The 12,197-nt window shown below is 67.0% G+C and carries 11 protein-coding genes; 8 read left to right on the forward strand and 3 right to left on the reverse strand.

All coding sequences use genetic code 11. The features are described 5' to 3' along the window. The first annotated feature begins 60 nt into the window (after nt 1–60). From FG486_RS12735 to FG486_RS12755, 5 genes are all read left to right on the forward strand, one after another. Complete coding sequence (locus FG486_RS12735; protein ID WP_181267776.1) at nt 61–1,569, forward strand: M28 family peptidase; 1,509 nt, start codon at nt 61–63, stop codon at nt 1,567–1,569. Between the two features lie 64 nt (nt 1,570–1,633). Then, on the forward strand, nt 1,634–3,091 hold the full coding sequence (gene guaB, locus FG486_RS12740; protein WP_181267777.1) for an IMP dehydrogenase: 1,458 nt from the start codon (nt 1,634–1,636) through the stop codon (nt 3,089–3,091). 6 nt (nt 3,092–3,097) lie between these two features. Beyond that, nucleotides 3,098–3,358, forward strand: coding sequence for a hypothetical protein (locus FG486_RS12745; RefSeq protein WP_137776307.1), 261 nt, complete (start codon nt 3,098–3,100; stop codon nt 3,356–3,358). After that, nucleotides 3,355–4,578 carry an RsmB/NOP family class I SAM-dependent RNA methyltransferase gene (locus FG486_RS12750; protein ID WP_181267778.1) on the forward strand — a complete coding sequence of 408 codons (1,224 nt, stop codon included), beginning with the start codon at nt 3,355–3,357 and terminating at the stop codon, nt 4,576–4,578. The genes FG486_RS12745 and FG486_RS12750 overlap by 4 nt, the downstream gene beginning before the upstream one ends. Before the next feature lie 29 nt (nt 4,579–4,607). Then, nucleotides 4,608–5,120 (forward strand): tetratricopeptide repeat protein, encoded by a 513-nt coding sequence (locus FG486_RS12755; protein WP_066282211.1) that lies wholly within the window; start codon nt 4,608–4,610, stop codon nt 5,118–5,120. A 211-nt stretch (nt 5,121–5,331) separates the two neighbouring features. Here FG486_RS12755 and FG486_RS12760 read toward each other — a convergent pair whose 3' ends face one another. From FG486_RS12760 to sseA, 3 genes are all read right to left on the reverse strand, one after another. After that, the gene (locus FG486_RS12760; protein WP_181267779.1) at nt 5,332–6,660 is read right to left on the reverse strand and encodes a mechanosensitive ion channel family protein; all 1,329 of its coding nucleotides are present in this window, start codon (nt 6,658–6,660) and stop codon (nt 5,332–5,334) included. Further along, nucleotides 6,657–7,889, reverse strand: a complete 1,233-nt coding sequence (metC, locus tag FG486_RS12765) for a cystathionine beta-lyase (RefSeq protein ID WP_181267780.1) — start codon at nt 7,887–7,889, stop codon at nt 6,657–6,659. The genes FG486_RS12760 and metC overlap by 4 nt, the downstream gene beginning before the upstream one ends. A gap of 186 nt (nt 7,890–8,075) precedes the next feature. Next, nucleotides 8,076–8,912, reverse strand: coding sequence for a 3-mercaptopyruvate sulfurtransferase (gene sseA, locus FG486_RS12770; RefSeq protein WP_181267781.1), 837 nt, complete (start codon nt 8,910–8,912; stop codon nt 8,076–8,078). A gap of 267 nt (nt 8,913–9,179) precedes the next feature. Between sseA and surE the strand changes: the two genes are divergently transcribed. From surE to FG486_RS12785, 3 genes are all read left to right on the forward strand, one after another. After that, the gene (surE, locus tag FG486_RS12775) at nt 9,180–9,950 is read left to right on the forward strand and encodes a 5'/3'-nucleotidase SurE (RefSeq protein WP_066277157.1); all 771 of its coding nucleotides are present in this window, start codon (nt 9,180–9,182) and stop codon (nt 9,948–9,950) included. Nucleotides 9,951–10,036: 86 nt separating this feature from the next. Beyond that, nucleotides 10,037–11,134, forward strand: coding sequence for a M23 family metallopeptidase (locus FG486_RS12780; RefSeq protein ID WP_241695723.1), 1,098 nt, complete (start codon nt 10,037–10,039; stop codon nt 11,132–11,134). Between the two features lie 9 nt (nt 11,135–11,143). Next, complete coding sequence (locus FG486_RS12785) at nt 11,144–12,193, forward strand: potassium channel family protein (RefSeq protein WP_181267782.1); 1,050 nt, start codon at nt 11,144–11,146, stop codon at nt 12,191–12,193. Nucleotides 12,194–12,197 lie beyond the last annotated feature (4 nt).

Consider the following 12,197-nt stretch of genomic DNA (forward strand, 5'->3'; position numbering starts at 1 on the left):
ATGCGGGGGCGGTGTGCGGCCATATTGCACGAGCCGCGCGCTTTGCGCCATGACCCGCGGATGACAAAGACCTTCCGGCACCGCGCCCTGACCGCCCTTGCCCTTGCGGCTTCGATCCTTCCCATCGCTGCCCAGGCTCAGGACAAGCCCGCACCGATCAGCGAGAGTGAGGTCCGCGCGCATATCGCGGTGCTCGCCAGCGACGAATTCGAAGGGCGCGGCCCCGGTTCGGCGGGCGAGACGAAGACGCTCGATTATCTCGCGAAGACCTGGGCGAGCTATGGCCTGGTTTCGGGCACCAATGATGCGACGCATCCCTGGTTCCAGCCGGTGCCGCTGGTCGAGCGCAAGCCCTATGCCCAGGCGGTGAGCGCCACCGTGCGCGGCAAGCCGCTCAAGCTTGCCGAGGACGGCGTGGCGCTTTCGGGGCGCAACCCGACCGACCGGGCGACCGGAGAGCCGCTGTTCGTCGGCTATGGCGTCGGCGCGGACGGCAAGCTCAATGCCGATGTGAAGGGGCGGATCGTGCTGATGCTGTCGGCCGAACCCAAGTTCGAGGGCGCGGTCAAGCTGCCGGGGCTGCGCGATCGCCAGAAGCTGCTCGCCCAGGCAGGCGCTGCGGCGGTGCTGATCACCGCGCCCGATGGTGCACCCTGGGCCGGGCTGCGCGCCCAGCTCGCCAACGGATCGATGCGGCTCGCCAGCGACGACGTCAGCGCGCCGATCGGTGGCGTGCTGCGCAGCGATGTCAGCGAACCCTTGCTGCGCGCAGGCAGGGTGACCGCTGCCGATGCCGCCCGCCCAGACTTTGCCCCCGTGACGCTGCCGGTGACGCTCGACCTTGCCACCAGCACAACGGTGCGCGCGTTCGAGAGCCACAATGTCATCGGCAAGATCCCCGGAGCCAAGCCCGGATCGGGCGCGGTGCTGCTGCTCGGCCATTGGGACCATTTCGGCATCTGCCGCAGCGAGGAGGCCGAGGACCGCATCTGCAACGGCGCGGTCGACAATGCCAGCGGTATGGCGGTGCTGCTCACCGTTGCCGAGCGGCTCGCGCGGGGCGCGCCGATGGAGCGTGACGTCTATTTCATGGGCACCACTGCCGAGGAGCGCGGCCTGCTGGGCGCCTATTATTTCGCCGATCATCCGGTGGTGCCCTTGAAGGACATCGTGGTCGCGCTCAATGTCGATACCGTCGCGATCGCTCCTGCAGGGGCGCCGGTGGCGCTGGTCGGGCGCGGCGAGAACGGGCTCGACGAGATTGTCGACAGGATCGCGACCGATCTTGGCCGCAAGGTCGATTCCGACAAGGAAGCCAATGCCTTCATCCGCCGCCAGGACGGCTGGGCACTGGGCGCCAAGGGCGTCAAATCGATCATGGCGGGGGGCTCGTTCAGCGACATGGCGCTGCTCCAGGCGTTCCTCACCACCGTCTATCACCAGCCCGATGACGAGCTGACCGACAAGGTGCCGCTGGGCGGCGCGGCGGACGATGCCAATCTGCATGTCGAGCTCACCCGGCATTTTGCCGATGAATCGAAATATAAGCCCGCAACCACTGGCGATTGACGCGCGGCTTGGTTACATGGGCCGCCACCAGAAACCAGATTCGCTGAAAGAAAGTGGCACCCGCATGGACATCCCCCTTGGCCTGACCTTCGATGACGTTCTGCTGCGCCCGGCAGCGTCGGAAATCGTGCCCAGCCAGGCGGACACGACCACACGGCTGACCAACAGCATCCGCCTCAACATCCCCGTGCTGTCCTCGGCAATGGACACGGTGACCGAAGCGAGCATGGCGATCGTCATGGCACAGCTGGGCGGCATCGGCGTGCTCCACCGCAACCTGAGCATCGAGGAGCAGATCGCGGCGGTGCGCCAGGTCAAGCGCTTCGAAAGCGGCATGGTGGTCAACCCGATCACCATCACCCCCGATGCCCCGCTCGCCGAGGCACAGGCGCTGATGCGCCAGCACGCGATCTCGGGCATTCCGGTGGTGGAAGCCTCGGGCAAGCTCGCCGGCATCCTCACCAACCGCGACGTGCGCTTTGCCGAGAACCCGGCCCAGCCGGTGCGCGAGCTGATGACGTCGGAAAATCTCGCCACCGTCCATGCCGATGTCGGCCAGGACGAGGCGCGCCGCCTGCTGCACCAGCGCCGGATCGAGAAGCTGCTGGTGGTCGACAAGGACTATCGCTGCATCGGCCTGATCACGGTCAAGGATATCGAAAAGGCGGTGATGAACCCCGATGCGACCAAGGATGCAGCAGGCCGACTGCGCGTCGCGGCGGCGTCGACCGTGGGCGAGGCGGGTCTCGAGCGCAGCAAGGCGCTGATCGATGCCGAATGCGACCTGATCGTGGTCGATACCGCGCATGGCCATAGCAAGATGGTCGCGGTCGCGGTCGAGGCGATCAAGAAATATTCGAACCATGTCCAGGTGATCGCGGGCAATGTCGCGACCGCCGGGGCCACGCGCGCACTGATCGATGCGGGGGCGGACGGCGTCAAGGTCGGCATCGGTCCGGGATCGATCTGCACCACGCGCGTCGTCGCGGGTGTTGGCGTGCCACAGCTCACCGCGATCATGGAATCGGCGGAAGAGGCCGACAAGTCGGGCATTCCGATCGTCGCCGATGGTGGCCTGCGCACCTCGGGCGACGCGGCCAAGGCGCTCGCCGCCGGCGCGTCGACGATCATGATCGGGTCGATGCTCGCAGGCACCGAAGAAGCGCCGGGCGAGACCTTCCTGTACCAGGGCCGCGCCTATAAGAGCTATCGCGGCATGGGCAGCGTCGGCGCGATGGCGCGCGGCAGCGCCGACCGCTATTTCCAGCAGGACATCAAGGACCAATTGAAGCTCGTCCCCGAGGGCATCGAGGGCCAGGTGCCGTTCAAGGGCCCGGCGCGCGACGTCGTCCACCAGCTGGTCGGCGGCATCAAGGCGGCGATGGGCTATACCGGATCGCCCACGATCGAGGCGCTGCGCCGCAATGCCGAGTTCGTGCGGATCACCAATGCGGGCCTGCGCGAAAGCCACGTCCATGATGTGACGATCACCCGCGAGGCCCCGAACTATCCGACCCGCTGACGGGCGATGATCGAGCTCATCCCCTATATGCTGATCCTGGCCTGGTCGGTACCGGGCCAGCCCGGCAGGGTCGAGGTCGAACGGGTCAACCAGCTGTTCGCCGACGCCGAGCAATGCGAGCGCGCGGCGACGGGCTTTGTCGCCTCGCTCCGGCGCGACGGCGTAACGCATATCTGCATGCCGGTGCCGGGCTCCGAAGAGTTCGACACGCTGTTCCGCCAGCTCGATGCCGAGGCCGAGAAGGCGCGGCGAGAGGCGGGGGAATGACCCCGGCGGCCCGCGTCCAGGCGGCGATCGATCTGGTCGATGCGATCCTCGGTGCCGCACGCGGCCAGGGGGCGAGCGCCGACACGCTGGCGCGCAATTTCTTCCGCGAGCGGCGCTATATGGGATCGGGCGACCGGCGCGCGGTGCGCGACTTGGCCTGGCGCGCGGTGCGGCGCTTCGGCGAGTTGCCCCAGAACGGCCGCGCTGCGCTGGCCGGGCTGGCGCGCGAGGATGCGGCGCTGGCCGAGCTGTTCGATGGTTCGACCTACGGGCCTGCGGCGCTCGCCGAGAATGAGCCGGTGGCCTCTGGTGGCGTTATTCCCGCATGGATCGAGGCGCTGCTGCCGCCGCTGTTCGATGAGGCGGAAAAGGCCGCGTTGCTCGACCGCGCGCCGCTTGACTTGCGCTACGATCCCGCGCGGACCGATCCGGATGCACTTCGCGCCATATGGCCGGAGATCGAATTCAGCGATGCGCTGCCGCGTGCCGCGCGGCTGCCGGGCAACACGCCTGTCGACGACAGCGCGCCCTGGCAAGCGGGTGCGATCGACGTGCAGGACTGGGGCAGCCAGGCAATCGTCCAGACGTGCCTCGGCGAGCAGGCCCCGGCGCTGGTGATCGACCTGTGCGCGGGCGCGGGCGGCAAGACGCTGGCGCTGTCCGCGCTGCTGCCCGAGGCACGGATCATCGCATCGGACACCAGCCGCGACCGCTTGCAGGCGATGGAGCCGCGCCGGAAGCGCGCCGGGCGCGACCGGATCGAGCCGCTGCTGCTCGATCCGAAGCGCGAATGGGAGCGGCTCGCTCCGTTCGAAGGCCAGGCCGATCTGGTGCTGGTCGATGCGCCGTGCAGCGGATCGGGCACGTGGCGGCGCAATCCCGAAACGCGCTGGCGGCTCACCCCCGACCGGCTCGCGCGCGTGGCGGCCGAACAGGCCCGGCTGATCGAGATCGCCCAGCGGCTGGTGCGGCCCGGCGGGGCTTTGGTCTATGCGGTATGTTCGCTGCTGCCCGACGAGGGGCCACGCCAGGCCGAGCGCGGCTTGTGCGATCGGGAGGGCTGGACTATCGTCAATCCCGATATGCAGATTGGCCGCCTGATCGGAGCCGATGGACGGCTTTGCGACGCATCAGACCCTGCGCCTGCCGCCGGCCGACTGCTCACCCCGCGTCATGACGGCACCGATGGCTTTTTCTTCACAAGAGCCCGGCGGTCATGATAGCCTTACGCTCTGCCTGGGAGACTATCATGCGTTTTGCGCCCGCCGCCATTGCCCTGTCGCTCGTTCTCGCGACCGTTTCGAGCACCGGGATCGGCCAGCCGGTCCGCTATGCGGTCAATCCGGCGTCGCAGCTGCTGGTCGATGAAGGCGCGAAGGTGCAGGCTGCCGGCAAGCTCGACGACGCCAACAGCCTCTATGAAGCTGCGCTCGCGGTCGATCCGGGCAACCGCGCCGCCTATATCGCACTGGCGCAGGTGGCGAGTGCGCAGAACCTGCCGGGCAAGGCGATCCGCTATTATCGCGAGGCGCTGCGGCTCGATCCGAACGATATCGCCGCGCTGGCCGGCCAGGGCGAAGCGATGATCCAGCGCGGCGCGGTCGAAAAGGCGCGGCGCAACCTGGTGCGCATCGAGGCGCTGTGCACCAGCACCTGCACCGAAGCCGGCCGCCTGCTCGCCGCGATCGACAAGGCCGCGGCCAAGCCCGTACTGTCTGCCGAAGCGGTGGCCTCGACCCCCACGGTGACCGAGCAGCCTTGATCTTCCGGATACCGGCCCACGTCCGCTCGGCCTGAGCTTGTCGAAGGCTCCGCGCCCAACCTTCCTGACGACCTATACCGTCACCCTGAACTTGTTTCAGGGTCCATTTGTCACCAAGCGGCTTCGGCTTTTTGCTGCACGATGGATCCTGAAACAAGTTCAGGATGACGTGAATATTGGGACGGGTGGCAGCGCGCAGCCTTCGACCGGCTCAGGCTGAGCGGGGGATGTGTGGAGGCGCTGCGTCTTCTGGCGCGGCCTTGGCCATGCCCGGCATCTCCTTGATATACAAGTCGCGCTGCGGGAACGGGATCTCGATGCCGTGTTCCTTGAACAGCGTCCACACGCGCATCAGCACGTCGCCGCGGATATTGCCCATGCCGCCCTCGGGATCGGCGATCCAGGCGCGGATTTCCCAGTTGACGCTGTTGTCGGCAAACTCGGTCATCCAGATGCGCGGGGCGGGGTCCTTGAGCACGCGCGGGGCCTCGTCCACCGCGCGGTAGAGCAGCTCCTGCACCAGCTGCATGTCGCTCGAATAGCTGACGCCGAGCGGGATGCGCATGCGCACGTTGCGGTCCGAATAGGACCAGTTCTCGACCGGCGTGGTCATCAGGTCCTCGTTCGGGATCAGATGCTCCTTGCCGTCGCGGGTGATGACCGAGACCGCGCGCACGCCGATCTTGTTCACCCAGCCGAAGCTGTCGCCCACCGCGATGACGTCGCCCGGCTTGATCGAACGGTCGAGCAGCAGGATGATGCCCGCAAACAGGTTGCCGATCGTCTTCTGCAGCCCGAAGCCGATGGCGAGCCCGAATGCGCCCGAGAAGAAGCTGAGCGCGGTCAGATCGATGCCCAGCGTGTCGATGCCGATGAAGAAGGCGAGCACGATGACGACGACGCCCGCGATCTTCTGCCCGAGCAGCTTCTGCGTCGGGTCCAGACCGTCGCTGCTGCCGATGATGTGCCCGGCGATGCGGTTGACCACGCGTGCGGCGGTGTAGAGCACCAGGATGGTGATCGCGATCGTCACCACCCACAGCAGCGAGAACCGCTTGGCGCCCAGGTTGAAGCCCACCCGGTCCATCGCGGTGGTGATCGGGTCCAATCCGCCGAACATGCTCGCCAGGATCGAGATCAGCGTGGCGAGGCCGAGGAAGGTGCCCAGCCAGTCGGGCATGCGCACGCCGCGCACAAGATCGTTGACGAACAGCGCGAGCGAGATCGCCAGCGTCAGCCCGAACACGACCGAGGCGATCAGGCTCCAGTCGTACAGGTTGAGCGCCATGCCGATCAGCATCGCGGTGGTGAAGCGGCGCACCATATCGCGGATGCGGCGGCGCGCGAGCTGACTTTCATAGCCGGCGCGGCGCTCCCAGATGGCGGCAAGGCGCAGATAGATCAGGCGGCTGAGCGCCCAACCGATGACCAGCGCGGCGGTCGCCACCATCGCGGCCAGGATGCCCTCGATATATTGCAGGTCGTCGGGGCGCTCGATCCAGCCCCAGCGCATGAACAGTGCGTTGATCCCTGCAGTCATGCGGCCATGGTAAAGGCCTGCAATCCCTTGGCAAGGTCGGCGATCAGATCGTCCGGGTCTTCCAGCCCGATATGCAGCCGCACGGCGAGCGCATTGCGGTCACCGGCGGGCGGCCAGGACGTCGCACTGCGGCAACGCGCGGGGTCGACCGGGATCGCCAGGCTCTCGAACCCGCCCCAGCTGTAACCGATGCCGAACAGCTCCAGCGTGTCGATCAGCGCCGCACGCGCCATGTCGGTGCCGCCTTCCAGCACGAAGGAGAAAAGCCCGCTCGACCCCTTGAAATCGCGCTGCCAGATGGCGTGGCCTGGGCAGGAGGGGAACGCGGGGTGCAGCACGCGCGCGACCTGCGGCTGCTCGGCCAGCCAGTGCGCGATGCGCAGCGCCGAGGCCTGGTGCTGGCGCAGCCGCACGTCGAGCGTGCGCAGGCCACGCAGCGCGAGCCAGGCATCGTCGGGCGAAACGACATGGCCGAGCGCCTGTGCGGTCTGGCGAAGGCGCGGATACCAGCGTTCGGTCGCGCTGACCGAGCCCAGCATCACGTCCGAATGGCCGACAATATATTTGGTGCAGGCCATGATGCTCATGTCCGCGCCGAGCTCCAGCGCGGGCAGGAACAGCCCCGTCGCCCAAGTATTGTCGATCAGCAGCGCGATGTCCGGATTGGCCGCGCGCGCCGCCGCGCAGATCGCGGGCACGTCCTGCACCTCGAAGGTCAGGCTGCCCGGGCTTTCCATCAGGATCGCGCGGGTGCGTTCGCAGACAAGGCTGGAAATTCCGGAGCCTATGAGCGGATCGTAATAGCGTGTCTCGATGCCGAAGCGCTTCAGCAACCCGTCGGCAAAGCTGCGCGAAGGGTCATAGGCGCTGTCGGTCATCAGCAGCACGTCGCCCGGCGACAGCACGCTGAGCAGCGCGCCGGTGATCGCGGCGACGCCCGAGGGGTAGAGCATCGTGCCATACGCTTGCGGCTCGAGCTGGGTCAGCGCCTCCGCCAATGCCCATTGCGTCGGCGCACCCCTGCGACCGTAGAAAAAGCGTCCATCCTCATTGGTTTGCGGACCGGAGTTGAGAGCGGCTGTATCGGGATAGAGATGGGTGCTTGCGCGCCACACCGGCGGATTGACCACCGCGCCCGGCTGCTCCGCGGTCCCCGTCCACTCGACGCGGCGGCCACCGGTGACAAGGCGGGTGGTGGGCGATTGCGGGGAGGAAGGAGGCTTGGGCATCTGTCGGTCCTGTCCTCGCCCCTTCAGGGGAGAGGATACGCAGCCTTGCATGCGCAGCATGCTAGGCGGAGTTGGAGAGGGGCGGCGGCTGGATGCCGACGCTTGCCCCTCTCCCACTGCGACTAGGTTCGCGTGCCGCTCACCAAGTCTCGTTGCCCTCTCCCCTGAAGGGGAGAGGCGGAAAGATTATCCCGTCACCTTGGGCGCATCGGCATCGGCGCCCCATTCGGCCCAGCTGCCGTCATAAAGCGACACGTCGGTCTTGCCGAGCAGGTGCGCGCCGAAGGCGACGACGCTGGCGGTCATGCCCGATCCGCAGGTGGTGACCATCGGCTTTTCGATATCGATGCCGGCGCCTTCGAACGCGGCCTTGAGCGCATCGCCGGTCTTCCAGGTGCCATCGGCGTTGAACAGCGCGCTGTGCGGCAGGTTGACCGAGCCGGGGATATGGCCCGAGGCGATGCCGGGACGCGGATCGGCCTCTGCGCCGGTGAAGCGCGCGGTCGGGCGGGCGTCGACGACCTGTTCGGCCTTGCTGTGCAGGTTGGCGAGCATGTCCGCCTTGGTGCGGACGTTCTTGCGGTCTTCCCACACGGTGAAATGGCGATGACGCAGCGTTTCCTTGCCCGATTTGAGCGGGCGGCCCTCGGCCTTCCACTTGGCGATGCCGCCGTCGAGGATCGCGACCGCGTGCGCGCCGAACATGGTCAGCATGAACCAGGCGCGCGCCGAGGACTTCAGCGGGCTGTCGTCGTAGAGCACGATGCGGCTGCCATCGCCGAGGCCCAGCGACTGCATGCGGCTGGCGAACTTTTCGGCCGGAGGAAGGGTGTTCTCGACTGCGGCGTTGCTGTCGACCAGCTCTTCCAGGTCCATGAATACCGCGCCGGGGATGTGGCCTGCTTCATATTCGGCGAGCGCGTTGCGGCCATGATCGGGCAGGAACTTGGTCGCATCGACGATGCGGAGATCCGAAGCGCCCATCTCGTTGGCGAGCCATTCGGTTGAAACCAGCGAATCCATCTTGGATATTCTCCCTCTGCGAATGCGCGCCCGATTATCGGCATTTCCCGGCTTTTTAGACGTGAAACCCGGCTGGTTGCCCGGCCGGGATTGCCTGTTTTTTGCGCTGCACCATCGACATTATCGCGTTGCTGCGAACACGTCGAGTCGCAACGGAAAGCGTATGTGCGATTTTTCGCATATGTTGCATCCGCGTGAATCAGGCGGTGGTGCAGCCGATCGCTTCGGGCTAGGGGGGGAAGCCCTGCAATCCGGAGACCTCCCCTCATGCGCATCCTGCTGACCAATGACGATGGCGTCCATGCGCCGGGCCTTGCCGTGCTGGCCGGGATCGCGCGGGCGATCTCTGACGATGTCTGGATCGTCGCGCCTTCGGAAGAGCAGTCGGGCGCTGGCCATTCGCTGACTATCACCCGTCCCTTGCGCGTCCACCAGCATGGCGAGAAGCACTTTTCGGTCACTGGCACGCCCACCGACGCGGTGATGATGGCAGTGGCGCGGCTGATGCAGGACACGCCCCCCGACCTGATCCTGTCGGGCGTCAATCGCGGCGCGAACCTGGGCGAGGACGTGACCTATTCGGGCACCGTTTCCGCCGCGATGGAGGGCGCGCTTGCGGGCATTCCGTCGATCGCATTGAGCCAGGTCTATGCGCGCGAGGGCGCCGGGCTCGACGTCTCGTTCGACGCCGCGACCCACTGGGGCGAGCGCGTGGTGCGCAAGCTCATCAGCCAGCCGATGCCGCCGCGCACGCTGGTCAATGTCAACTTCCCCGCGCTGCCCGCCGATCGGGTGCGGGGCGTGAAGGTCGTCAACCAGGGCTTTCGCGACTACGGGCGGCTGAAGATCGTCACCAACACCGACCCGCGCGGGTTCGAATATCACTGGTTCGGCCTGGGCGCAGCCGAAGCGAGCCCCGCGCACAGCACCGATCTGGAAGCGGTGGCCGACGGCTATATCGCGGTGACGCCGCTGCATCTCGATCTGACGCATCACCAGTCGATCGCCGCGCTGACCCAGACCTTTGCGGCGGAGTAACGCGCGAAACGCCTTGGCAGACGTGCCCGGTGTAAATCCTGCGTTGCCCGGTGGCAAAGCGGGCAAACCATGCTAGACACGGCCGCATGGTGTGGGGACACGGAAAGATCGAAACGCGGCTCGCCTTGCTGGCGGCGCTGGGCCTCGCAGGTTGCATTCCGGGTGGGATGACGCCGACATCGATGGAACCCGAGATCACCGAGGCCGGCCAGCCGGCTGCGCCGCCGCTGGCCGAGCCGGTTGCCGGCAGCGATGCGCCGGTCTGGGAAAGCCGTAGCGTTGCGCCCAATGCTGCAGACGTGATCGGCACCACCTATACCGTCCAGCCCGGCGATACGCTGCGCGGCATCGGCAACCGCACCGGGGCAGGATCGGAAGCGATCGCGGCGGCCAATGGGCTCACTGCGCCCTATATCCTGCGGCCAGGACAGCAGCTCACCATCCCCGGCGGGCGCTATCACATGGTGGCGAGCGGCGAGACGGGCATCGCCATCGCCCAGGCGTACAAGGTCGCGTGGAGCGACATCGTCGCGCTGAATGGGCTTGAAGAACCCTATATCCTGCGTATCGGCCAGCGGCTCAAGCTTCCTGCGGGCGCGCAGCTTGCCGCTGCCGCACCCGCCGCGAGGGCCCCCGCCAAACCCGGTACGCAGCCCAGCCGCATCGGCGCGCTGGTGGTCAATATCGACGATGTCGTCACCGGCAGCCAGCCCGCAATCGCCGAAGGCACGGCCGTTCCGCCCGCCAAGCCCGCGCGCGCGCCGGTGGCCGCCAGCGTGCCCGTCGATGTGCCCAAGGGCTTTTCGGGCAAGTTCGTCTGGCCGCTCAGCGGCTCGCTGCTCACGCGCTACGGGCCGGTCGGCAAGGGGCAGATCAGCAACGGTATCGATATCAGCGCGACGCGCGGCCAGCCGTTCCGCGCGGCGGCCGACGGCGTGGTCAGCTATGCCGGCAGCGAGGTCGCGATCTATGGCGGGCTGATCCTGATCAGCCATGGCGGCGGCTGGGTCAGCGCCTATGGCCATGCCGAGCGGATCGACGTGACGCGCGGCCAGGCGGTGAAGGCTGGCCAGGTGCTGGGCGCGGCGGGCCAGAGCGGCTTTGCCGAGACGCCCAAGCTGCATTTCGAGCTGCGCAAGGACCGCAAGCCGGTCGACCCTCTGCAATATCTGCCGCGCGGCTGAGCCACAGGGATGGGCGATTCCGAGATCAAGCCACGCGCGCTGCTGAAACGCGCGGCGCGCCTGCCGGTCTGGGCGGACGTCACCCTGCGGCTGAGCGTCGCCTTCTTCCTGATCGCGTTCGTCATCCTGATCCACTGGCTCGATCGCGCAGGCCTCAAGGACAATTACGACGATCATATTAGCTTTCTGGATGTCGTCTATTTCACGATGATCTCGGTCACCACCACCGGCTTTGGCGACATCGCCCCGGTGTCGGACCGGTCGCGGCTGATCGAATCGGTGCTGGTGACGCCGGTGCGCGTCGCGGTGATCTTCATCTTCGTCGGCACCGCCTATAGTTTCGTCATCAAGCGCACATGGGAAAAATGGCAGATGAGCAGGATCCAGCAGCGCCTGAAGGGGCATATCGTGGTGCTGGGCTTCGGCACCAGCGGGTCGGAAGCGGTGCGCGAACTGGTGGCGCGCGGTACCGATCCCTCGTGCATCGTCGTGGTCGACCAGTCGGAGGAATCGCTGGCCAAGGCCGAGACGATGGGCTGCAACGTGCTGAATGCCGATGCGACACGCGACGAGACGCTGAAGGACGTGCATATCGACCGGGCGTGTTCGGCGATCGTCTCGGCGGGGCGCGATGACACCTCGATCCTGATCGTGCTGACCATCCGCCATCTCGCGCCGGACGTGCCGATCAGCGTGGTGATCCGCGCCGGCGACAACGAACTGCTCGCGCGTCAGGCCGGGGCGAGCACGGTGATCAATCCGGTGAGCTTTGCCGGGCTGCTGCTCGCCGGATCGTGCAGCGGGCCGCATATCAGCAGCTATCTCGCCGATCTGGCCTCGTCGAGCGGGCGGGTGGTGCTGATCGAGCGCGCGGTGCGGACCGAGGAAATCGGCATCCCGCTGAAGGACATCAAGGACGGCATCGGCGTGCGCATCTATCGCGGCGGCAAGCCCTATGGCTTTTTCGACGACGAAAGCGCCAGCCTGCGTGCGGGCGACCTGATCGTCGTCATCACCCAAGGCGATGGCCGCCCGCCGGTGACCATGGCGGGCGAATAGCGGG

This window comes from Blastomonas ursincola (assembly GCF_013607875.1).
GTDB lineage: Bacteria > Pseudomonadota > Alphaproteobacteria > Sphingomonadales > Sphingomonadaceae > Blastomonas > Blastomonas ursincola.